Below are 22762 nucleotides of genomic sequence, written 5' to 3'. Positions count from 1 at the left end.
TTTCTATACCATTTTATCATACTTAGGAGGTGATGCCTACTTAATTCCTAGCGCTGGCGGGCAAGAAAGGAATTAAACATGATAAAAAAATACACAAAAAAAGACGGTTCAACCGCCTATATGTTTGTGGCGTACTTAGGCACGGACCCGGTAACCGGTAAACAAAAACGTACTACACGCCGCGGATTTAAAACAAAGCGTGATGCTACAATTGCAGAGGCTAAACTATTATCTGATGTAGATAATAATAAATTAGTTAACCAAGATAACATGACATTTCAGCAAGCCTATGATGGTTGGTATGAGCAGTATAAACTATCTGTAAAAGAAAGTACTTTAAACGTTGTAAATTCTTTAGTGCGCAAAACTATCTTACCAGAATTTGGCAAGATAAAGGTCAAGGATATTTCAATTAAACAGTGCCAAAGCGCCGTCAATAAATGGTGGGAACATTATGCTAACTTTAGACATTATAAAACTTATGCAACTCAAATATTAGATTATGCTGTTATTGCCGGAGCCATTGATAGTAACCCTTTTAAAAAAATACGAGTACCAAGATCAAAAGAAAAAGTGGTCAATGAAACTGATCTATACTACACCAAAGAAGAATTAAAAACCTTCTTATCGTTTATCCAAGATGATGTTATGTATTATGCTATTTTTCGGACCTTGGCTTTTACTGGGCTAAGGAAAGGCGAATTACAAGCGCTACAATGGAAAGATATTGACTTTGACCAATTATCTTTAACGGTAAACAAGACCGTGACTTATGGTGAGAAAAGCCGCCAAATAATAAATTCAACTAAGACTAGAGCAAGTAACCGTACAATTAGCATAGATAAAGGAACTGCTCTTGCTTTGAAAAAGTGGCAGATAGAGCAACGTAAAGTTTTACTAATGAATGGTTACGCTGTTAAATCAAATGAACAGTTTATATTTACTAACACAGAGACCAATCAGTTGCTTTCTAAAATGACTATCACACATAAGTTATGGTACATCTGCGATTCAAATAATTTCAAGCGCATCAAACTTCACGGGTTCCGACACACATGCTGTTCCCTACTTTTTGAATCAGGTGCCACCTTACAAGAAGTTCAAGCGCGACTAGGACATAGTGATATTAAAACTACTATGAATATTTATGCTCACGTTACTGAATATCAGCAAGAGAAAACAGCAAATAAATTAGCTGCCTATATCAACTTCTAAAGCGTAACGTATTCAAAACGTATTCAAAACGTATTCAGACAAAAAAATACCGCCCATAAACACTGATAACACAGTATTTGTGGGCGAGTACTATTAACCATTATTAGCCTAATTTGTTGTAGTATTCAACGACTAGGGCTTCATCGATTTCAGCAGATAATTCACCACGTTCTGGTAAACGAGTCATTTTACCTTCTTTATTATTTTCGTCAAAAGAAACGAAGTCTAAACGTGAAACCACTGCTTCTAAGTTTTCTTTAATAATTGCTAAATCTTGTGAACGTTCACGAAGACCAATTACTTGCTCAGGTTTTACTAAGTATGATGGGATATCAACGCGTTGACCATCTACAGTAATATGACCATGGGCAACTAATTGACGGGCTTGGCGACGAGTTGACGCATAGCCTAAACGGTAAACTAAGTTATCCAAACGAGTTTCAAGGATAACCATGAAGTTTTCACCATGCTTACCTTCCATCTTAGCAGCTTTAGTAAATAAAGTTCTAAATTGACGTTCATTTAAACCATACATAAAGCGTAATTTTTGTTTTTCGTTTAATTGAGCACCGTATTCAGTTACTTTATGACGAGCATTCCCATGTTGACCTGGTGCGTAAGGACGACGTGATAATTCCTTACCTGTTTCTGTTAATGAAATGCCTAAGCGACGTGATTTTTTCCAAGCTGGTCCAGTATATCTAGCCATGTTAAATCTCCTCCATATAATTTAAATTTTTGGAGTAAAATATGACTTCTAAAAACCGAATGCGTGCATTTACCCTACACTTTCGCCTTTTGCAGCCGCGGTTACTCATGATCTCCTATTGGAGTGGGCAACTGTTGACGCGCTTTCTTTTTTAGATGCTGCTATATTTTACACAAAGAGTATTATAGCAAAACAATGTAGGACTATGCAAGCATTAATTGGCTTTTTATAAATTTAATCGACGACTGCTAGTAGAGAGGCTACCATCTGAGCCGACTTTGCCCCGGCTTCAAGGACGAAATCATCAAAGGAAACCGAAGCATAATGATCGGCATTATCAGAAATCGCTCGAATAATAACAAAAGGCACCTCTAACACCTGGGCTACTTGCGCAATCGCTGTCGATTCCATCTCACAGGCTCGCGCACGCGGAAAACTCGCTCGAATCTCTTGCGTCTTTTCTATACTATTAATGAACTGATCTCCTGAGACAATTTGACCCACGATGGGTTCAATTCCCATGCCTCGGACAACCGCTTGACTTAAACGAATCAACTGACTATCTGGATAATATAAGCTCGGCATCCCTGCCATCTGCCCTCTTTCGTAACCAAAGCCCGTTACATCAACATCATGGTAGGTTAAGGAATGGGCAATCACTACGTCACCTAACTTAACAGCTGGATCCAAAGAACCAGCGGTCCCAGTATTTATTAAAAGATTAATCGGAAAATGATTCAATAGGAGGGTCGTCACTAAAGCTGCATTCACTTTACCAATCCCTGACTCAACTAAAACAATGGTTTTACCCGCTAGTTTGCCTTTATAAAACGTTTTATTTGCAAGCTCAATTATTTCAATCTCTGCCATTGCCTCCTTTAAGCGAATAATCTCCTCGACCATGGCTCCAATAATTCCTATCATACATTCCCTCCTAAACTAAAAATGCAATTAAAAGTACGGCTAATAATAATACTCCAACAATGATAATCCCATTATTCAAAAAACGATCTAATGCAAGATTATACTTACTTCTCCTACGCTGAATAATTTCTTCTTCATAGTCTGCTTCAATATCCTTATCATAGTAGCCATCTTCAATTCCTGGTTCATCAAAATATAAATCATCTTTTTCTTCATCATAAGGAGTATCTTTTGGATAAGCTCCATCTTCTCGACGTATTTTATAGGTCATAATGGTCCTCCAGCTAGTTAATTTTCCTGTTTGTTAAGCCAATATTGTAGGCCAATAATGGTTTTGGCATCGATAATTTGCCCATCATCTAGAAGTGAAGCAATAGCTTCACGATCAAAGAAAGCTAATTCAATAAATTCATCTTCGTCTTTAGGTAAGGGATCTAAAACTTTGCGGACCCCTTGGGCTTCAAAAAGATAAATCATTTCATCTAAATAGCCTGGCGACACATAGAACGACATCACTTGTCTTAAGGATTCTGTGTGAAAGGCAGTCTCTTCTTCAAGTTCTCTTTTTGCCGCTACATAAGATGCTTCTAACTGCCCATCAACATAATCAATCACACCTGCTGGTAATTCAAAAAGATAGGCATCCACAGCCGCACGATATTGTTTGACTAGAATTACCTGATGGTCAGAATTCTCAGCTAAAATTGCCACTGCTGGTTGATGGTGGATAATATCCCGTTGCACCGTTTGATGGTGATCCCAGGTCATTTGGGCTTGATGTACAGAGATAATTGCACCGTTATAAATCTCTTTACTTTCAATGAGTCGCTCACTATTTTTAAAGGGCATATCTTTAATATTATTTTCCACGAGGTCACCTCTTAAATTTTCTATTTCTTTTTCATTTTAAATTGTACCATAAAAATTAAGGGCTAAGATAAGTCTTAGGTACCATAGCCCCACTTTCTTTCTATGCTACACTAAGAATGTAGAAAAACAGACCTAGAAAATTAAATGGAGGTGTTCTTATGGTCGTAGTTATTCCCGTTGTCCTGGCTTTATACACAGGACTTACTGTATTAGATATTATCCGTCAAAATAATGGTCCTGCCCTTAGAAAAAAATTCTTTAAACAAGGCTTTGACCATTTTGTCTTATCCGCTTGTCTCGTCTTCGCTACTGTCTTTATTAGTGGCTTCCTAGCTGTAATGGATTTCTCACAAATTACCATGCTGCTTGTGGCTTTTATTACCAATCTAATCCTGCCCTACTTTTCTTTTGGGGCTCTAAGCCGTCACCTACCAAAACAACTCATCTTAATTATTTTTTATTTTAACCTTTTCTTTAATACCATTATCCTCGTACAACAAAATTATAATGGTTCCTTTGTTTTTGCTTATCAAGATTGGCTGGGAATAGCATTATTTATCTTTAGCCTCAATATTTTCTGTCATGGATTGATCCATGGTTTAACCTATCTTTTCACAGGTATTGGCCACCGCACGAATCCTAGAACAACAAATTCCTTTACTCGAAAAAATAAAAAAGGTCCTGACATGACCCAATTTTATCTTGAACAAGGATTGAACGAGCAGGAAGTGGACCGGTTCCGCCAAGAAATGGGTCAAGCGAGAGACCATATCTTTAACCTAGAAAAAAATGTCCAAGCAACCGTTAAATTAAGGGATATCGACAAACAAACAAAATTAATTGAACTAAGTCAAACCTACTTCAAAAATATTGTTCACCATCCACAATGGATTGTTAAAGCGGATTATTTCCTTTACAAATTACTCCCCGCCTTGGATGACTTAAGTGAAAAGTATAATGAAATTAATGGCCATCTTGCCAAGAATAAACAAACTTACATTATCTTAGAAAAAACCGCTGAAACCATTCAAAAACTAGCTCAAGAATTAGAGGAAGACTATATGGCCTTCCATAAAGAAACCTTTGATTCTTTAGAAGACGAGTTGAATTTCGCTGACCGAATTATTAATAAAGAAGAATCTTGGTCTAGTAATACTACAATGGAAGCAAACGATATAAGTGAAGAGGACGCAGCAGAGAGCCAAACTTATAAAAATCAAGATTCCATTGAGCAATTACTGGAAGAATTAGAAGCTGATCAAGAACATTCAAAGATGGAGGACTAAAATGACAGATTCAGATATGCAAAAAGATATGGATGAGAAATCCATGAATATTGAAGATTTTTTCGATCAAACTCATACTTATTCTCATGTAGATGACTTGCTCGCTGATCCTTTTGATGAAGCGAGTTCAAGTCCTACTAATCAATTTCAATCCGAACTAGAAGAAGCAGCCCTCAAAGCACAAAAGCAAGTCACCAATGAAAAGTTAATTGACCGGCTCCCCCAACACCGCCAAGGCCAAGCCCGAGACTTAGCCAAAAAGATCAACGAAAATGATATGGCTGCAATTCTGGTATACGGGGCTAATGCTCAAAAAAAATTAGGTGACTTCTCCCATCAGATTTTGCAACAAGTCCAAGTCAAAGATACTGGGGAAATTGGCGACTCCTTAGTCGAACTTATGCAATACTTGCAAGAATCTAATCCCAAAGATTTAAGTGCCCAGCCCAACATGTTTACTAAACTCTTTAAAAAAGTAAAAAATAGCCTCACTGATACTCAAATCCGCTACCAAAAAATTGGTTCGCAAATAGACCGAGTGGCTATTCGCCTTGAACGTGAACGTAATGAATTAATGAATGATAACCGCATTTTAGAACAATTCTACGAAAAAAATAAAGATTACTTTGAAGCCCTAAATATTTATATTGCTGCTGGAGAAGTAAAAATGGATCAATTACTTAATGAAATCATTCCAAGTGCGATTGAGCAAGCTAAAACCAGTCAAAGTCAGATGGATATCCAAAAAGTAAATGACCTCAGTCAATTTTTAGACCGCTTAGATAAGCGGACTCATGACCTACGCTTAACTCGGCAAATGACTTTGCAACAGGCACCTCAGATTCGTATGATTCAAAATACCAACCAAGCCTTGGCCGAAAAAATTCAAGTATCAATCCATACAGCCATTCCGCTTTGGGAAAATCAAATCACCATTGCGCTTGCCCTCTTAAGACAACAAGGGGCTGCAAATTCACAACGGATGGTTTCTGAAACCACTAATAATTTGCTCCTTAAAAATTCTGAAATGCTTCATCAAAGCTCAACCGACATCGCTCGTGAAGTCGAACGTGGGGTCATCGATTTAGAAACCTTACAAAAATCACAACAGAATTTGATCAAGACCATCGAAGACACGCTACAAATTCAACAAAGTGGTTTTGCCCAAAGACGGGCAGCTGAAGAAGAATTATCAGCTATGGAAGCTGAATTACGGAATAAATTATTAGATATCTCCCGTATTCAGACAAATCAAAAAAGCCAACAATTTTCTGAAAATAAAGCAGACCAATACGATTTTTAACCCATAATAAAGGCCTCCCCAAGCCCGAGTGATAAAACACTTGGTTGGGAGAGGCTCTTTTTATACCTATTCAGTTATTATTCTTTTTCACTAAAGTATTGTGGGAAATGTTCAGACACAATCGCATGACAACGATGACATAATTCAGGCGCGCCTTCAATCGTTCCTACTTCAGGACGAACCGCACGACACCGGTCACAAACATGGCCTTGGGCATGGTCAACCACAACCGCCATATCATCCATGTTTAAAGCTCCCTCAGGTGCTGATTCTATATCTGCTAAATCAAGATGAGATACAATCATTAATTGATCAAGGTGGTCAGATAGACCTTCAAGCTCTGCTTTTACTTGGGCTGGAAGGTATAAAGTAACCGCTGCTTCAAAAGATTTCTTAATTGGGTCTGCTTCGTTATTCTTAGCTTCTTCCAAGCCTTTTAGAACTAAATTTCTGACCTTGAAGAAAGATTGCCATTTTTCGATAATGGCTGTTTCTAAAGCTAAATCATAGGCTTGAGGTAAATCAGTCAATTGAACATAACCTGATTTACCTGGTAAAACGGTCCAAGCTTCTTCCATAGTGTGTACTAAGATTGGCGTTAAAAGTTGAATTAAACCATCAAGCACTTCGTAGATAACTGTCTGCATAGCCCGACGATTCAAATCATCCGCCGCTTCGATATATAGAACATCCTTAGCAAAGTCTAAATAAAAAGCAGATAAATCAACCGTCACAAAGTTGATCACATTTTTATAAATAGAAGAGAAATGATATCTTTCATAATCTTCTAAAATATCATTAACTAGCACACGGTATTTAGCTAATAAATATTGGTCTTCAGGACGTAGTTCTTGGTAGTCAACCTGATTCTTTTCAGGATCAAAATCATTGACATTGGATAACATAAAACGAATCGTATTCCGGATTTTACGGTAAGCTTCTGAAATTTGTTTTAGAATTTCCTTAGAAATACGGACATCTGATTCATAATCCACTGAAGCTACCCAGAGACGGATAATATCTGCACCCAATTCTTTGGTAATATCTGCAGGCAAGATAGTATTACCCAGAGATTTAGACATTTTCATTCCATTACCATCCATGACAAAGCCTTGGGAAAGGACGGCTTTATATGGCGGCTTATGGTTTACTGCAACAGAGGTGGTAAAACTTGAGTTAAACCAACCACGATATTGGTCAGACCCTTCTAGGTAAAGGTCTGCTGGGAAATCTAAATAGTCACGGGTTTGTAAGACACCTGCATAAGAGGTACCTGAATCGAACCAAACATCCATAATGTCATTTTCCTTAGTGAATTCTCCATTCGGTGAGCCTGGATGACTAAAACCTTCTGGCAACAATTCTTTAGCAGTTTTTTCAAACCAAATGTTTGAGCCATGTTTTTCAAACAATTGGGCCACATGTTCAATGGTTTCGGGCGTCATAATTGGTGTTTGGTCTTCCGCATAGAAGATTGGTAATGGAACACCCCAAACCCGTTGCCGCGAAATGACCCAGTCCCCCCGGTCTTTAATCATATTATAGATACGACGTTGGCCGGATGGATGATGCCAAGTGACATCCTGCTCAACTGAATCTAATAATTCTTGTCGGAATTTATCAATGGAAGCAAACCATTGTGGGGTTGCTCGGAAGATAATTGGCTTCTTAGTCCGCCAATCATGCGGATAAGAGTGGGTGATTTCAGTGACTTTTAATAGACGGTGAGCCTTTTCTAAGTCTTCTAAAATAACTTTGTTTCCTTTTAAATAAAACATGCCTTCATATCCAGGGGCTTCATCGGTGAAATGCCCCCGATTATCCACGGGTGAAAGAATATCTAAGCCATATTTTAGTCCCACTTGGTAGTCATCTTCCCCGTGACCAGGGGCAGTATGAACGAGACCCGTCCCAGAATCCAAAGTGACATGGTCACCTACAATTAATAGAGAAGACCGATCATACAAGGGATGTTTGGCGGTCATGCCTTCAAAGTCTTGGCCGAGATAGGTATCTAAAACTTGGTAGTCCGCCCATTCTAATTCTTCAGCAAGACTCTCTAATAAATCTTGTGCAACGATAAATTTACGGTCTGCTACTTGAACGAGGGCATAAGTAGCGTCAGCTTTTGCCGTAATAGCCAAATTGGCTGGAATAGTCCAAGGAGTTGTTGTCCAAATGACAAATTCAGCATCTTCTGGCACACGTCCTTTCCCATCTAAAACTTCAAAAGCCACGTACATGGATGGTGACGTCACATCATGGTATTCCACTTCTGCTTCAGCTAATGAGGTTTCAGAAGATGGTGACCAATAAACCGGCTTCATACCTTTATAGATATAACCAGCTGCAGCCATCTTACCAAAAATTCGAACTTGTTGGGCTTCATATTCTGGTTTAAGGGTTAGATATGGATTATCCCATTCTCCCGCAACACCTAACCGCATAAAGTCTTCTTTTTGCCCTTCAACTTGTTTTAGTGCATATTCTTCACACAACCGGCGGAAATCAGCCGTAGACATTTCTTTACGGTTAACTTTTTCAGATTTAATTAAAGCTGATTCAATTGGTAAACCATGGGTATCCCAACCTGGCACATAAGGTGAACGAAAACCAGACATAGACTTGTAACGGATAATAAAGTCTTTAGTAATTTTGTTTAAAGCATGACCCATATGGATCTGACCATTAGCGTATGGAGGGCCATCATGTAATATCCATGTCGGTTTGCCTTCGTTTTTTGCTTGAACCTGATTGTAAAGGTCCGCTTCTGCCCATTCTGCTTGGAGGCTAACTTCTTTTTTCGGTAAGTTAGCCCGCATGGCAAAGTCTGTCTTGCCAAGATTTAAGGTGTCTTTTAATTTCATCCAAATTCTCCTTTTTTATTTTTCCCACTAGAAATAAATCCTACCTACAAAAAAACGTCCCTTCAAACTGAAGGGACGCAATTGCGTGGTACCACCCAAATTAATAATTAAATAATTATTCACTCTTACATGATAACGCTGTTTAAGCGGTATGGCTTATCCATACTTAGATAAAAAAGTGATATCTACTCAAGAAGGGATTATCAAGCTCTCACCATCCTTGATTCGCTGTATATATACTTAAGTAAATGTGTCTTTTTATTGTTTTGGTAATTCTATCCGTATCGTTTGACCGAGGACACTTTCTTTATCCTCTTTGCTTTCTTTAACCGCATCATAATAAGTTCGTTCATTAAAATCTTCCAAGTTTTCATCACTTGATGAACTTTCCTCTAGCGGTGTAAATGTCATTTCTTCAGACTCAACATAGTCATTCTTTAATTGGTGGGCTTGATCGAAAGATTGGCTATCTACTTCAGTTAATCGGTCCACACGTTCAGCCGTCTTATCTGAAATATTAACTGCCTTATATTCTTCAAATTGAGAGTTTACCTCGGTATCTAATAACTTCTTATATTCCGGGTTGGTCACTAATTCTAAATGATCACGAATCATACTTTCAAGTTGATTTCGGAAACCTTGACTATTGCGTCGGATAGCTTCTGTTTCAGTAATAATTGTTTGAGCAAAATCATTCGCCTCACGAACCCGATTATCTGCCTCAGATTCCGCTTCATAAATAATTAATTCAGCTTCCTTACGCGCATTTTGTTTCAAACGATCTGCCGCCTCCTGAGCAACAACAATTGAGGCATTCAAAGATTCTTGTAATTGAGCAAAATATTCATTTTTTTCTTTAGCAATATCTAATTCTGATTTTAGATTGCGATTAATTCCGATTAATTTTTCAAATTCAGCAACGATTACATCTAAGTAATCATTTACTTGATCAGAATCGTAACCACGGAATTTAGTATCAAATTCTTTATTCAGAATATCTTCTGGTGTTAGTGTCACAATTGCACATCCTCTCAGCTTTTTAATGCTCTAAGACATTTACTTGAAGTTTATAGTTATCTTTCTTAGTCATACCTTGGACTTGTTTAATCCAAAAGCGTCCATAATGGCGCAGAGAAACAATATCTTCTACCCCAATTACCACATCTGGACGGGTCATCTCAATAAAGTTCACTTTAACTTGACCGCCTGCGATGGCATCTTTAGCACGCTGTCTAGAAAAATTATAGACTTTGCTTAATAAAGTGTCAAGGCGGAGGGATGAAGCAACTAGGAAAACACTCTCCCAGCTTTCATCCGACTGAAGAATCTCATCGCTAGCAATTGGCTCGAGATGGACGCCAACATTGGCAATTTTTGTAATATTTGACATATAAAATTCGGTCATGGAAGCATCTACAATCACATGCCAGGAAGTCCCATCCGTAATAATATCACCGGTTCGATCACGGTCTACTCCAGTTGAAGTAAAGGTCCCTAGAATTCTCCCATGGGTTAGTTGACCAAACTTAAGAGGAAAATTGATATTAAAGGCTTGTATTTCAAAAGAGGCCTCGTTTACTTCATAGTACTGAGGATAAATAAGCGCCCGCTTCCGCTCTGCTCCTTCACAACCTCCCCAAAAAGCCACTTTAACATCTTCATTAGTTCCAACTAACTGAGAAACAATCATGGCTTGTCGTGGAGTTAAAAATGGACTTAAATAAGCTGAAAAACGATTTTCAACCCACTGCAACCAACCCAATACAGTATCAATAAACCCTTCTTCTTCAGGTCGATAATGTTGATAGATATCAATATAATTAGCCATCTTATGCTCCTATAAAAATACCACCAACAAGGAAAGAATTCCTCTTTGAGCAAACTGCAAAACAAACAATGCAATAATCACATTAAAAGAAATCCCGCCCAAGCTAGGGATAAACTGATCAAATACTGAAATATACGGTTCAGCTAAACGACGAATTAATTGGCCAAGTTTTGATGACCGTGCCTGTGGAAACCAAGACATTAAGGCGTATGCTATTAGGACAAAGCTATACAGGTTAAAAATTGTATCCACAAGTCGGAATAGAATAAGTCCCATTCACGTTTCACTCCTACTTATATAATTTATTCGATAATATTAATTACTCTCTATCATACCTTATTTTATAAATAATTTCCTCATATTTAGACAAAAATCCTGAGTAAGTCCCGCTTTACTTTCTGATAAAAGATGATGGGGACTTATCCAGGATTTCTATTATATGATCGATTTTAGATTAATTACGGTGACGTTTACGGAAGAAAGGCGGTGTATCCAACTCATCACTATCATTTTTTTCAACTTGACGAGCTAAATCAGCATTTTTTTCAAACACCCGCTTGGTATTTTCTTCATCCATTTCTACTTCACGCGTAGACTTTTCTCGGTTAATATCCCAATTAGAGAATAGATCTTTTTGTGGTCGTGCTGCTCGACTATTTGCTTCAGTCTTAGCTGCAAAATCAGCGGCACGTTCAGCATTGTTAGCCTGAACTTGAGCATTATTTTCACTATTTGCATTAAATTGACGCCGTGGTGTATTCATCATAGGTTTAGGGCGGTCATTCTTATCTGATTGAATACCAGTGGCAATCACAGTAACTTTAACTTCATCGCCTAGACTTTCATCAATAGAAGTACCAAATAGAATATTTACATCGCCACTAGAAGCAGCTGCTACAATTTCAGACGCATCTTGAGCTTCATACAAGCTTAAGTCGGCTCCACCTGTAATATTTAAGAGGATTTGTTCAGCTCCATCAATTGATACTTCTAGAAGTGGAGAAGAAATTGCTTTCTTGGTCGCTTCAGCAGTCCGATTTTCACCAGAAGCAGTACCGATACCCATCAAAGCTGTCCCTTGATCTTTCATTACAGTACGAACATCTGCAAAGTCCAAGTTAACATAACCAGGAGCAGTAATTAAATCTGAAATACCTTGAACCCCTTGACGCAGCACATTATCAGCTTCAGAAAAAGCTTCTAACATTGGTGTCTTACGGTCAACGATTTCTAATAAACGATTGTTAGAAATGATTACCAAAGTATCTACATTTTCTTTTAAATTCTTTAAGCCTTCGGCCGCAGCCCGTCCACGTTTTGGTCCTTCAAAAGTAAATGGACGAGTCACAACACCGACAGTTAAGGCACCTAAGTCTTTAGCAATTTTGGCTACGATTGGTGCTGCACCAGTACCAGTACCGCCTCCCATACCTGCCGTTACAAAGACTAAATCAGCACCCTCTAAGACAGAGCGAATTTGCTCTTCACTTTCTTCAGCAGCCTTAACCCCAACTTCAGGTTGTGAACCGGCCCCTAGACCTTTAGTAAATTTAGGTCCTAATTGAATCTTAGTTTCTGCTTTATTCCCTTGAAGTGCTTGGGTGTCTGTATTTGCAACAATAAATTCAACCCCAGATACTTGTTCTGTGATCATTCGATTAACAGCATTTCCGCCAGCACCGCCGACACCAATGACTTTAATCACAGCTCCGTTCATGTTTTGACTTGAATCAAATGATAATTCCATTATTTATCCCCCTAAAATCTTAATTGCGATTATTCATAAAATGAATTGAAGAAATTTCTAACTTTAGACATTAAGCCTGAACCCTCAGGTTCCTCATAAGGTGCATTTTCAGAAGCTTCATAATAACTGTCTGAATCGTCCTCAAAAGCACTATAATCATCAACATAGCTTTGACGTTTACGAACTACCTCTGGATAATCCTCTTGGAAATTACTTTTCGGACGGCTTGGCTTTTGACTAGCTAGCTTTGGCCGTTGCGGTGTATTCTCTTGCCCCCGATTAGGATTTACTTGACTTGGTCGTTCCGGCATAGTTTGGGACCGCACTGGTTCTTGGAAGGCTTCATAGAATGTTCCTTGAGCAATTTGATGAATTTCATCTAAACCGGCCACATAATCGACCATTCCTAAGGAAGTTGTATAAATCGGATTACGCATCCCCATTTCTTTAGGAATATAAGCCCGGACCCGGCCACCAAAATAACGTTTTGCTAGATCAATAACTCCTGGTAAGGAAACCGCTCCACCTGTTAGGACAAAACCACCTGGTAAATCTAAAGCATCTACTTGGCTCAAGTCATCATAAATTGTTTGGAAAATCTGGGCTAACCTAGCTTCGATAATTTCTGCTAAATAATGTTCATCCACTCGAACTGGCTCTTTTTTCCCTACAGTTTCAACTGGGAAAAATTCCTCTTCAGAAGTTTGACTAGCTATAGCAAAACCAAATTCACGTTTAATCCGTTCCGCTGAATCAAGTGAAGTATTTAAAATAATTGAAATATCTTTGGTAACAAAATCGCCACCTTCTTGATCAACAAAAGAATACTTTAATTGATTATCATAAATAATTGAAGCTGAGGTTTGACCACCGCCCATATCAATTAAGACCGTGCCAAATTCGCGTTCATCATGGTTTAAAGCGACTGCTGCAATAGCTTGTGGTTGAAGGACTAGTTCATTAATTCGTAAACCAGCTTTTTCAACACAACGTTTAATATTATGAACAATAGTCTTAGGTCCAGTCAGAATCCGTGCATATAATTCCAAACGAACACCAATCATCCCCCGTGGATCTCTTATCCCATTAAATCCATCTACAATAAATTCCTCAGGAATAATTGAGACAATCTCACGTTCTGGTGGCACAGATCTTACCTTGGCGGCAGAAATTACATTATCAACATCTCTCGCCGTAATTTCACGATTATCACTGGCAACAGCCACCATACCATGACATTCTTCAATGGCTAACTGATTGCTTGGGATACCAACAACAACTTCATTAATCCGAACACCCGACTTCCGTTCTGCTTGGTCAATGGCTTGTTGAATGGAATAAACGGTTTCATCAATATCAACAATAACACCACGGCTTAAACCACGTGATTTTTCATTACCCACACCGATAATATTTACCCGTCCATTAATGGCTTCAGCCACAACTACTTTAATCGAAGTGGTTCCAATGTCTAAACTTACAAATATTTCTTGATTTCTCATTCAAATATATCCCCCTTTACACTCAGTTTATCTACTTTTTAAGAGATTGAATGAGTTCTAATAATACACCTTTCATAATAGCATACCTTAAAATCTAATTGAAGAAAAAGATAAGTGCGCATTCGCTTCTTTAAAATTAATTATCAATATTAGTATCTAATTTAACACTATTATCAGGGGAATCGTTTGGGGTAAAATATGCTCCTACTTCAAAGTTCACGATTCCCTTTTTATCACCAATTTTGTTCAAAATTTGAGGATAATATTGCATTTTTTGTGACACGTTATATATTAAGGCTTTTACAATATTTCCATCCACCATCTTAATTTCGATTGTATTTGGTTTAGCCGAATTGGTAGACAAATAAATCGACTGCATTTGTCCTAAAAGGTCCTGGTCTATCTCTTTAAGCGCTTGGCCCACTTGTTTCAATTTATCCCGGTTATCAAAATCATATAATACAGGTAAATTGACTGCATTGCGTTCATCAGTCATAGGAATAATTACGACATCCCCATTACTTAGAACATAATTTTTTTGATTTTGCACTGTATCAGGCATTTCAGCGACAAATTCATTTGAAGTGACGGCTAACTCTATAAAGGACCAATGGTCGGTTTTTATCTGAACTTGGTCGACAATCGGATTTTCTTTTTTAATTTGCTCAATAATCTCATTCCGTTGTCTTAAAACTAACTTACGACTATCAAAGGGTTCTATCCGGGAAGAGGCTTTTACTTGTTGGGCAATTTCCTGACCTACGCCGCTTACCCGGACTTGATTTACTCTTTTAAAAGGTAATAATTGCAAGACACAAATAAACATAATCATAAGTAAAATAGAATAAACCGCAAAGAGTTTGGGTCGACCTTGTGGTAATTTTCCCCATTTAAAAGTAGGTCTAATTTTTCTCCGTCTATCACGCTGAAATTTTTTGGTAGTCACCATTTTATTCGATTCAGAGCGGTGGGTAGAATAGTTATGATTATTATAACCTTGGCTACCGACGCGATAGTTTCCTTGACTCCGACTTTTAATCATTCTGAGATTATCTTGGTAAACTTTTTGATTATATTTTTCCTTTACAGGCTGGGCTTTGAATAAATTATCTCTATCAACCCGGTTTTTATTTTGATTTAGACTTGATCTAATAGAATAAAAATCGTCTCTAGAGTCCTCATGAATACGATAATTTCCTTGCCTTTTTGTATCTACCTGCTTGACTTCACCACTTTCAGCATGGATCCGGTAATTTCCTGATCGAGGTGGTTGGGAGTTTGGTTGCTCTAATTGCCAGCGCTCTAATTCAGGTTTCTTATTCAGCTTAGTCTTATTGCTTGTCTTGGCAAATGGGAACATTTTAGGCATACCCAACCCCCCTTTCTATCTTAAGGATTTTAAATTTAATCGGCGATAGCTTCTAGTTCTCTGACAATTCGGTCCGTTGCATCGATGATTCCTAATTCCTTAGCATGGTTAGACATTAAGGATAGGTTTTTCTTACCTTTCATTAATCCGTCAATATAAACTTTAAGCACATCTTTGTTCAAATTTTTTTCTAGAATCATTAAGGCTGCTTGCTTAGAAACTAAGGCCTTGGCATTCATTTCTTGATGATTATTTGTCACATAAGGACTAGGAATTAAGATGCTAGGTAATCCTAGCGCCATCAATTCCGTTAAAGTGGTAGCACCTGACCGGCAAACCACCAGATCAATTGCTTTAAAAACCTCAGGCATGTTTTCAATATAAGGAACCACCCGTACATTAGAAGGAGCCTCAATCATTTTATGATTAATCTCGGCCACCAACTGGTCGTAGTGTTCTGACCCAGTCGCAATAATTACTTGATAGTTTTCATGATTAAAAGCAGAAATTTCATTTATCGCAGCCTGGTTAATGGCTGGAGCGCCCCGACTCCCCCCAAATACTAAGACCGTCGGTAAATTATTGTCCAAATTAAATTGATTTTGTAAAATATTTGGCAGATTAGGAGTATTAACGACTTCTTGTCCCCGAGGGTTACCGGTTAGAACAATTTTATCTTCATAATTTTTAAAATCTGAGCGTACATCGTCAAAACAAATCCCAATTTTGGAAACAAAACGGGCTAATAATTTGTTGGTGATGCCTGCTACTGAATTTTGTTCATGAATCATTGTAGGATAGGATAGAAAGGCAGCGGCTAACAAGACCGGCGCACAAACATAACCTCCCGTACCTAAAACAACATCTGGTTTAAAAGCTTCAATCATTTTTTGGGCTCGGCGCATACTCATTAGCAGTTCATAGCCAGTTTTGACATTATCTAGCGATAAGGACCGCTTTAAGCCTTGAATTTTAATGGCTTTAAACTCGATGCCTTCCTTAGGAATAAGGGTTGCTTCTAAGCCTTTCTCCGTACCAATATAGAGAGCCTGTAAATCTGGATTTTCAGCTTTTAACCGTTTATAAACTGATAAAGCTGGGTAGATATGTCCACCAGTGCCGCCCCCGGAAAGTACAATTCGGTTAATTTTCCCCACAATAATCCTCTCTTTTCTATAAAATATAGGGTTCATCTTGGATATATTGAGCAATCAAGTCTTTAAATTGATCACCACGGATTTCAAACGATTTAAACTGATCCCAACTGGCACAAGCTGGTGAAAATAATAAGACTTGACCTGCTTGGGTGGCTTGATAAGCTAAGTGACTTGCTTCCCTTAAATTATCTGCTAGAACAAATGGAATATCTACTTTTTCGAAAGCTTTTGCCATTTTTTCTTTTGTTTCACCATAGAGGAAGGCTTGTTTAATATGACCCAAATGAGGAATTAAATCATCAAATTCATTTCCCCGGTCGAGGCCGCCTCCTATATAAATCAGATCTTGATTAAAGCTTGCTAACGCGGTAATAGTAGCGGTCATATTCGTTGCTTTGGAATCATTATAAAATTCGCGTCCTTTAAAAGAAGCCACATGTTCAATCCGATGAGGCATTCCTTTATATGCTTCAATAGTTGCTTTGACTTGTGGTAAATCAACTTTTTCAATCACAGCCACTGCTAGTGCAGCAAGAACATTTTCAATATTATGGTCACCTGGAATTTTGATCGAATCCAAGGATAAAATAGGTTGATTATGATAGATGACTTGGCCATCTTGGAGATAAAGCCCCTCGGCAACCAATTCTGGGGTTACCTGAGTTCGTGAAAAAGGAAGCTTAATTGCTTTAATTGATTTAGCAGCCTCTTGCAAAATTTCTTGGTCATAATTATATACAAGGAAATCTTGCTCGTCTAAATTCGCTGCTATCTTTAATTTAGCTGCAATATAGGCTTCCATTGAACCATGATAATCAAGATGGGTTGGATAAATATTAGTAATGACCCCAATTTTTGGTTTAAAGAAAGAGGTCCCTTGAAGTTGGAAGGAGGAAATTTCCATGACCAAACGTTTGTCAGCTTGTGTTTCACCCACAACCGATAAAATCGGGATGCCAATATTACCAGCTAAAATTGCTTTCTCACCCAATATTTCATTAATTAAAGCTGTTGTCGTGGTTTTTCCATTTGACCCAGTAATTGCAATCATCGGTGCTTGACTAAACCAAGAAGCAATTTCAATATCAGTATAAATAGGAATACTTTGTGCTTTTGCTTCTTGTAAAATTGGAATTGAATACGGGATACCTGGATTTTTTACAATAAAATCGAAACCAGCTTCAAGTAAGCTGACAGGTTGTTGACCATCAACCAGAACTAAGCCACGCTCCAATAAAGATTCTAAAGTTTGATCACGGTCTAAGACTTGATTATCTGACAAAGTTACTTGGGCACCTTTTGCTAAGAAAAAATTGGCTGCTGCCTGACCACTCTTAGCATAACCAAGAATTAATATGTTTTTATTTTCCAAATCAGTTTCTGGATTCATCTTAAGTCCTTTCAATCATAAATACAAGACAATTAAATATAGTAAACTTGCTAATAAGCCGCATAACCAAAAGACTAAGACAACCTTAGTTTCTGACCAACCACTCATTTCGAAATGATGATGGATGGGTGACAACTTAAAAACACGTTTTCCGCGAAGCTTGAAAGAAGCTACTTGAATAATGACAGAGGCAGTTTCAAGTACAAACACCAAGCCAATCAGCAAGAGTGAAAAAGGTCGATTAAGGGCCAAGGAAATCACAGCTAAACCTGCTCCCAAGGCTAAGGACCCCACATCTCCCATAAAAATCTTGGCTGGCTTATGATTAAAAATTAAAAAGGCAAGGAGTGCCCCCACTACTGTAAGACATACCAATAAGATGGTTTCATTCTTATCAGACCAAGCAATATAAGCATAGGTGCTATAAGCGATAATAGATAACCCTGTTGCTAAGCCATCCAAGCCATCCGTTAAATTAACTGCATTAGAAAAACCCGTTATCCAAAAGAAGGCAAATAAACTTAATAGACTCAAGACATTAATCTGCCAAGAAAATAAGGAGAAGCTTAAATTGGCACCCAAGTGTCGACCTACAAATACGACTAAAATTGAAAATAATATTTGAAGCAGAAATTTCTGTTTAGCTTTTAAACCTTCATTTTGATGTTTGAAAATTGAAATAAAATCATCAACGAAACCAATACCACCGAATAATAAAAAGGTCAAAAGTGTCATAAACAGGTAGCCATTACTATGCTGGCTGAATAAAGCTAAAGCTAGCATAGTAATGAGAATGGCAGCGACAAAAACCGTCCCGCCCATCGTAGGTGTCCCTGTTTTTACCTCATGCCATAGGGGACCTTCTTCTCGGGTTGTTTGTCCAATTTTTTTACGAATGAATACTCTAATAAAAAATGGCATGATAATGACCGTCAATGCAAACGCGATAATAAATGATAGGATATTTAAGTTCATTAATGTCTCCCCTATTAATTTTCTTGATAATATGCCATAATTTCTTCGGCATCATCGTAAGGAATCTTTTGGTCACCAATAATTTGGTAGCCTTCGCCCCCCTTACCCGCAAAAAGAAGCACATCCCCACTTTGAGCCATTTCTAGCATAGTAATGACGGCCGCTTTACGATCTTCGACAATAGTATATGGCTTCTCATCATGTTGCCCAATCATTTCATGGCAGATTTTGGTTACGTCTTCGAAACGAGGATTATCGGCTGTAAATACAATATAGTCTGCATAATTAAATAGTACATCACCAATGCCAGGTCTTGCACCTGAATCCCGATTGCCCCCAGAGTGGCCCATCAGTGCCAATAAACGTCCTTGTTTATGACTCACTAATTCTTGCATAACCCTTTCTAGGGCGTCAGAGGTGTGGGCAAAATCAACGACAACATCAAAGTCTTTATTCAAAGCTAAGACTTCCATGCGGCCAGAGACCCCTTTAAAATCTTTGGTTGCTCTTAGAATATTTGCGACATCAATCTCATAATAACAAGCTAAACAGAGGAAAGCAGCCAAATAATTAGAGACATTATAATGACCCCGCATTGGCAGTTCAAGCTCAAATACTTGATCATTAAAATGAAGCTTAAAGGCTAAGCCTGTCTCCTTATTTTGAATCTGCGAAGCATAGGCTGTCGCCTCTTCATCCACCAAACTATAGGTAACTAAATCAGCTGCTGTCGCTTGAGCCATCACTTCCCAATAAGGATCATCTTTATTAATGATGGCTAGCCGCGGCCGACCTTGATGGAAGGCTTGCCCTAATTGACTAAACAGTAAACTTTTAGCATAGGCATAATTATCCATTGTCTTATGAAAATCTAAATGTTCCCGCGTAAGATTCGTAAAAATAGCACAATCAACATCAGTATACCAAAGGCGGCCTAAGGAAAGGGCATGGGAAGAAGCCTCGATAACTGCATCCTGACATCCACGCTCAAGCATTTCAGCAAAGAGTGCTTGTAAATGTAAGGCATTGGGGGTGGTGTTGACTGCCGGATAATAAGTATCCGCGACCTTATAGTGCAAGGTGCCTATTTTTCCTGTCTTATGGTCCAAACTAGTCAGTAAGTCACTGATCATAGAAGAAGTGGTCGTTTTACCATTTGTGCCAGTAACTGCTACGACCTTAAGCTTACGACTCGGTTCTTGATAGAATTTATTGGCCAAAATGGCTTGGGCTCTAAAACTTGAATCAACTAAGACAAAGTTAGCTGGAATAGTTTGATAGTTAGCAGGCAACTGTTCTACGATTATTAATTTAGCTCCCTGAGCAACCACTTCTGCTATCGCTTGATGGCCGTCAAAGTTTTCACCTTTAATGGCAATAAAACATGCTCCAGCTTCAACTTGGCGACTATCATTCACTAATTTGGTCACTGTTTGGTCTAAATCAATTTGATCAAATAATTTTTTGTTATATAAGGCTTCAATTAATTCTTTTTGTTTCATTCTCATCACTTTCTATATCTTTAATAGACTAATATTGATTGCACAAAGGGCTTAAACAGTTCAGCTAATATTTGTGCTCCAGTCTTGCCATTTGGGTTTTGTGGTTGCTTCATATTCAGGTAAAGCATGTATTTTGGTTGGTCTGCTGGAAAAAAACTAATAACGGAAAAATAGTAGTCTGTTGGCCCGGTTAAATAACCGTTACCCTCAGGATTGGCTATCTGAGCTGTCCCCGTCTTAGCTGCGATTTTTAACCCATCAATTTTATAGGCCTGCGCAGTACCATAGTCTTTTTCAACCGTATCTACCATTAAGCTTAGCACTTTTTCGGCTGCTTTGCTGGTAAAAAGTTGACCTAAATCTTTTGCAGCAAATTGTGGCTGATAATCACCCGAGCTATGATCTAAATATTGAATCTTAACTGCATGACCACCATTAGCAATTGCCGAATAGGCTTGCATTAATTGAATTGGACTGGTAAGAATCCCTTGACCAAAAGCAGACATCGTTTCAGATACAGGATTATCAAATTTTATTGAGCCTTCCGTTTCATTAGCCAGACCAAACTGAGTAGGACGACCAAAGCCAAAATCAGTTAAAGCTTTAGCCCAACGGTCTAATCCAATTCTTTGTACTAATTCTACCATACCTACATTGGAAGACCGTGCTAAACCTTCATCAAAAGTTATATCGCCCCAACCCACTACATTATAGTCATGTATTGTTACATCATAGACATCGATTGACCCCGATTTGTAAGTCTCTTGTGGTTGGTATACACCCAACTCATTTGCTAGAGCAGATACCAAAATTTTTATAGTTGAGCCTGGCTCGTAGGCATTTTCCACCATCAGATTACGCCACTCATTCTCAATTCCCTGACGATTATTCAAGTTAAAACTAGGTCGTTGACTGGCACTTAATAGTTTCCCACTAGGAATTTCAACTAAATAGGCTCCTAATTCTTTTGGCTCATATGTCTGATAAATTTGAGACATGAGTACTTCTAATTGGTTTTGTAGTCGGGAATCCAAGGTTAGATAAAGATCCTGAGCCTGTTTATCGTGTCCGCTTAGAACTTGATCCAAAGCAGCTTCTATACCTAATTTACCAACCATGGTCTGACCGTCATCACTTTTATCCGAAAAACCAATCAGATGAGAAGCAAACTCATCATTGGCATACTGACGATCGGCTTGAGCTTTGAAATATATCCCCTGTAACTTAGCCGCTTGCAAACTTTGAATTTTATTTTGATCTAAATTTCGACCTAGGGCCCCAAATTCTACTTGTTGGGGACCACTTTGTAAGAGCTGGGCCAATATTTTATCACGGTCACCGCCTAAGATTTCTGCTAATTTTTTAGCTGTATAATCGGGATCAGAAACAATTTCACCTTGATTCCCTTTTATTTGAGCATAAATTGAATAAGAAGTAGTATCAATCGCAATGGGTTGACCGGACTGATCATAGATATTGCCCCGTCTCGCTTGCGTAATACTACTTCCATTATCGATGAGTGGACTCATTTGACTCAGGTCCACTGAATTTGAAGTTTTTAAAACCGTTAATTGAAAGGCTCTGCCAATAAAAATAAGTAGCACTAAAAAAATAAGTGCCAAAAAAACTAAAACGTTGTATGCGCGATGTTCTTTTAAACCTGATTTCATTTACTAACTTCCTCAACTCTTGCAGGATCCAAACTAAGTCCTGCTGCTTGAGCTTCTGCTTGGATCGTCTGATAATTATATTGGTCCATTAATTGATTGAGCAATTGATCTGAATCTTGCTTTAAGTCAGACATTGAATCTTGGTACTGATTAACCATCACTTGGGTCTTATTATTATTATACTGAATCATTAGCCCCATGCCTATACAAAATAGACAAATTGCTACAGAAAATATGATAATTATACTCTCAACCATACTTAAATTTAAGCTTTGTTTTTTGCTAACTTGCTTAGTGACAGTTTTTCTTTGCTCTCTAGTAAATTCGGGGATAAGCTGAGTTGAGTTAGCACCCATATTTGAATTGCTTACTTTTCTTACTTGGCGTTCTGCCCGCGAATAATGAAAATAACTTTGTTCTTCTGCTAAATTCAAACCAGTCTTCCCCT

The 22762-nt window shown here is 38.1% G+C and carries 20 protein-coding genes; 3 read left to right on the top strand and 17 right to left on the bottom strand.

Features of this window, described 5'->3' with window-relative positions:
• Window positions 1-78 precede the first annotated feature (78 nt).
• On the top strand, window positions 79-1215 hold the full coding sequence (locus tag G396_RS0104815; protein WP_028125227.1) for a site-specific integrase: 1137 nt from the start codon (window positions 79-81) through the stop codon (window positions 1213-1215).
• Between the two features lie 103 nt (window positions 1216-1318).
• Here the strand turns inward: G396_RS0104815 and rpsD are convergent, their stop codons facing one another.
• The 4 genes from rpsD to G396_RS0104795 form a co-directional block, all read right to left on the bottom strand.
• Window positions 1319-1924, bottom strand: coding sequence for a 30S ribosomal protein S4 (gene rpsD / locus G396_RS0104810; protein WP_006418413.1), 606 nt, complete (start codon window positions 1922-1924; stop codon window positions 1319-1321).
• 234 nt (window positions 1925-2158) lie between these two features.
• Window positions 2159-2848, bottom strand: coding sequence for a 5'-methylthioadenosine/adenosylhomocysteine nucleosidase (locus tag G396_RS0104805; RefSeq protein ID WP_028125226.1), 690 nt, complete (start codon window positions 2846-2848; stop codon window positions 2159-2161).
• A gap of 10 nt (window positions 2849-2858) precedes the next feature.
• A complete protein-coding gene (locus tag G396_RS0104800; RefSeq protein ID WP_028125225.1) occupies window positions 2859-3119 on the bottom strand; it encodes a hypothetical protein in 261 nt (86 codons plus the stop codon).
• A gap of 17 nt (window positions 3120-3136) precedes the next feature.
• Window positions 3137-3718: an NUDIX hydrolase gene (locus tag G396_RS0104795; RefSeq protein WP_051221131.1), complete on the bottom strand. Its 582-nt coding sequence runs from the start codon at window positions 3716-3718 to the stop codon at window positions 3137-3139.
• Window positions 3719-3876: 158 nt separating this feature from the next.
• On the opposite strand from G396_RS0104795, the gene G396_RS0104790 reads away from it, so the two are divergent.
• Both G396_RS0104790 and G396_RS0104785 read left to right on the top strand, forming a co-directional pair.
• Window positions 3877-5004, top strand: a complete 1128-nt coding sequence (locus G396_RS0104790) for a 5-bromo-4-chloroindolyl phosphate hydrolysis family protein (protein WP_028125223.1) — start codon at window positions 3877-3879, stop codon at window positions 5002-5004.
• Between the two features lies 1 nt (window position 5005).
• A complete protein-coding gene (locus G396_RS0104785; protein ID WP_028125222.1) occupies window positions 5006-6307 on the top strand; it encodes a toxic anion resistance protein in 1302 nt (433 codons plus the stop codon).
• Between the two features lie 77 nt (window positions 6308-6384).
• Here the strand turns inward: G396_RS0104785 and ileS are convergent, their stop codons facing one another.
• The 13 genes from ileS to G396_RS0104720 all read right to left on the bottom strand — a co-directional run bounded on the left by ileS (window position 6385) and on the right by G396_RS0104720 (window position 22748).
• The gene (gene ileS, locus G396_RS0104780) at window positions 6385-9174 is read right to left on the bottom strand and encodes an isoleucine--tRNA ligase (protein ID WP_006418571.1); all 2790 of its coding nucleotides are present in this window, start codon (window positions 9172-9174) and stop codon (window positions 6385-6387) included.
• 258 nt (window positions 9175-9432) lie between these two features.
• Entirely contained in the window at window positions 9433-10191 is a 759-nt protein-coding gene (locus G396_RS10180) for a DivIVA domain-containing protein (protein ID WP_050782813.1), read from the bottom strand.
• A 22-nt stretch (window positions 10192-10213) separates the two neighbouring features.
• Window positions 10214-11002, bottom strand: a complete 789-nt coding sequence (locus G396_RS0104770; protein ID WP_034907577.1) for a YlmH family RNA-binding protein — start codon at window positions 11000-11002, stop codon at window positions 10214-10216.
• A 9-nt stretch (window positions 11003-11011) separates the two neighbouring features.
• A complete protein-coding gene (locus G396_RS0104765) occupies window positions 11012-11278 on the bottom strand; it encodes a YggT family protein (protein WP_006418538.1) in 267 nt (88 codons plus the stop codon).
• A 178-nt stretch (window positions 11279-11456) separates the two neighbouring features.
• Window positions 11457-12749 carry a cell division protein FtsZ gene (ftsZ, locus tag G396_RS0104760; RefSeq protein WP_028125220.1) on the bottom strand — a complete coding sequence of 431 codons (1293 nt, stop codon included), beginning with the start codon at window positions 12747-12749 and terminating at the stop codon, window positions 11457-11459.
• Window positions 12750-12778: 29 nt separating this feature from the next.
• Window positions 12779-14251, bottom strand: coding sequence for a cell division protein FtsA (gene ftsA, locus G396_RS0104755; RefSeq protein ID WP_006418259.1), 1473 nt, complete (start codon window positions 14249-14251; stop codon window positions 12779-12781).
• Window positions 14252-14387: 136 nt separating this feature from the next.
• On the bottom strand, window positions 14388-15620 hold the full coding sequence (locus G396_RS0104750) for a cell division protein FtsQ/DivIB (RefSeq protein ID WP_028125219.1): 1233 nt from the start codon (window positions 15618-15620) through the stop codon (window positions 14388-14390).
• A gap of 35 nt (window positions 15621-15655) precedes the next feature.
• The gene (gene murG / locus G396_RS0104745; protein WP_176686274.1) at window positions 15656-16813 is read right to left on the bottom strand and encodes an undecaprenyldiphospho-muramoylpentapeptide beta-N-acetylglucosaminyltransferase; all 1158 of its coding nucleotides are present in this window, start codon (window positions 16811-16813) and stop codon (window positions 15656-15658) included.
• Entirely contained in the window at window positions 16794-18167 is a 1374-nt protein-coding gene (murD, locus tag G396_RS0104740) for a UDP-N-acetylmuramoyl-L-alanine--D-glutamate ligase (RefSeq protein ID WP_028125218.1), read from the bottom strand. Before murD ends, murG begins: the two co-directional genes overlap by 20 nt.
• A gap of 15 nt (window positions 18168-18182) precedes the next feature.
• Window positions 18183-19142, bottom strand: coding sequence for a phospho-N-acetylmuramoyl-pentapeptide-transferase (mraY, locus tag G396_RS0104735; protein ID WP_028125217.1), 960 nt, complete (start codon window positions 19140-19142; stop codon window positions 18183-18185).
• A 14-nt stretch (window positions 19143-19156) separates the two neighbouring features.
• Window positions 19157-20644: a UDP-N-acetylmuramoyl-L-alanyl-D-glutamate--2,6-diaminopimelate ligase gene (locus G396_RS0104730; RefSeq protein WP_034907575.1), complete on the bottom strand. Its 1488-nt coding sequence runs from the start codon at window positions 20642-20644 to the stop codon at window positions 19157-19159.
• 20 nt (window positions 20645-20664) lie between these two features.
• The gene (locus tag G396_RS0104725; protein WP_028125216.1) at window positions 20665-22314 is read right to left on the bottom strand and encodes a peptidoglycan D,D-transpeptidase FtsI family protein; all 1650 of its coding nucleotides are present in this window, start codon (window positions 22312-22314) and stop codon (window positions 20665-20667) included.
• Window positions 22311-22748, bottom strand: a complete 438-nt coding sequence (locus tag G396_RS0104720) for a hypothetical protein (RefSeq protein WP_006418550.1) — start codon at window positions 22746-22748, stop codon at window positions 22311-22313. Before G396_RS0104720 ends, G396_RS0104725 begins: the two co-directional genes overlap by 4 nt.
• Window positions 22749-22762 lie beyond the last annotated feature (14 nt).

This window comes from Eremococcus coleocola DSM 15696, assembly GCF_000428865.1.
Taxonomy (GTDB): domain Bacteria; phylum Bacillota; class Bacilli; order Lactobacillales; family Aerococcaceae; genus Eremococcus; species Eremococcus coleocola.
This window is presented reverse-complemented; position numbering and strand designations above follow the sequence as displayed.

Excerpts from the sequence above, each read along its gene's own strand:
- G396_RS0104815 (WP_028125227.1), top strand. The coding sequence starts at position 79 with ATGATAAAAAAATACACAAAAAAAGACGGTTCAACCGCCTATATGTTT.
- rpsD (WP_006418413.1), bottom strand. The coding sequence starts at position 1,924 with ATGGCTAGATATACTGGACCAGCTTGGAAAAAATCACGTCGCTTAGGC.
- G396_RS0104805 (WP_028125226.1), bottom strand. The coding sequence starts at position 2,848 with ATGATAGGAATTATTGGAGCCATGGTCGAGGAGATTATTCGCTTAAAG.
- G396_RS0104800 (WP_028125225.1), bottom strand. The coding sequence starts at position 3,119 with ATGACCTATAAAATACGTCGAGAAGATGGAGCTTATCCAAAAGATACT.
- G396_RS0104790 (WP_028125223.1), top strand. The coding sequence starts at position 3,877 with ATGGTCGTAGTTATTCCCGTTGTCCTGGCTTTATACACAGGACTTACT.
- G396_RS0104785 (WP_028125222.1), top strand. The coding sequence starts at position 5,006 with ATGACAGATTCAGATATGCAAAAAGATATGGATGAGAAATCCATGAAT.
- ileS (WP_006418571.1), bottom strand. The coding sequence starts at position 9,174 with ATGAAATTAAAAGACACCTTAAATCTTGGCAAGACAGACTTTGCCATG.
- G396_RS0104770 (WP_034907577.1), bottom strand. The coding sequence starts at position 11,002 with ATGGCTAATTATATTGATATCTATCAACATTATCGACCTGAAGAAGAA.
- G396_RS0104765 (WP_006418538.1), bottom strand. The coding sequence starts at position 11,278 with ATGGGACTTATTCTATTCCGACTTGTGGATACAATTTTTAACCTGTAT.
- ftsZ (WP_028125220.1), bottom strand. The coding sequence starts at position 12,749 with ATGGAATTATCATTTGATTCAAGTCAAAACATGAACGGAGCTGTGATT.
- ftsA (WP_006418259.1), bottom strand. The coding sequence starts at position 14,251 with ATGAGAAATCAAGAAATATTTGTAAGTTTAGACATTGGAACCACTTCG.
- G396_RS0104750 (WP_028125219.1), bottom strand. The coding sequence starts at position 15,620 with ATGCCTAAAATGTTCCCATTTGCCAAGACAAGCAATAAGACTAAGCTG.
- murG (WP_176686274.1), bottom strand. The coding sequence starts at position 16,813 with ATGAACCCTATATTTTATAGAAAAGAGAGGATTATTGTGGGGAAAATT.
- murD (WP_028125218.1), bottom strand. The coding sequence starts at position 18,167 with ATGAATCCAGAAACTGATTTGGAAAATAAAAACATATTAATTCTTGGT.
- mraY (WP_028125217.1), bottom strand. The coding sequence starts at position 19,142 with ATGAACTTAAATATCCTATCATTTATTATCGCGTTTGCATTGACGGTC.
- G396_RS0104730 (WP_034907575.1), bottom strand. The coding sequence starts at position 20,644 with ATGAAACAAAAAGAATTAATTGAAGCCTTATATAACAAAAAATTATTT.
- G396_RS0104725 (WP_028125216.1), bottom strand. The coding sequence starts at position 22,314 with ATGAAATCAGGTTTAAAAGAACATCGCGCATACAACGTTTTAGTTTTT.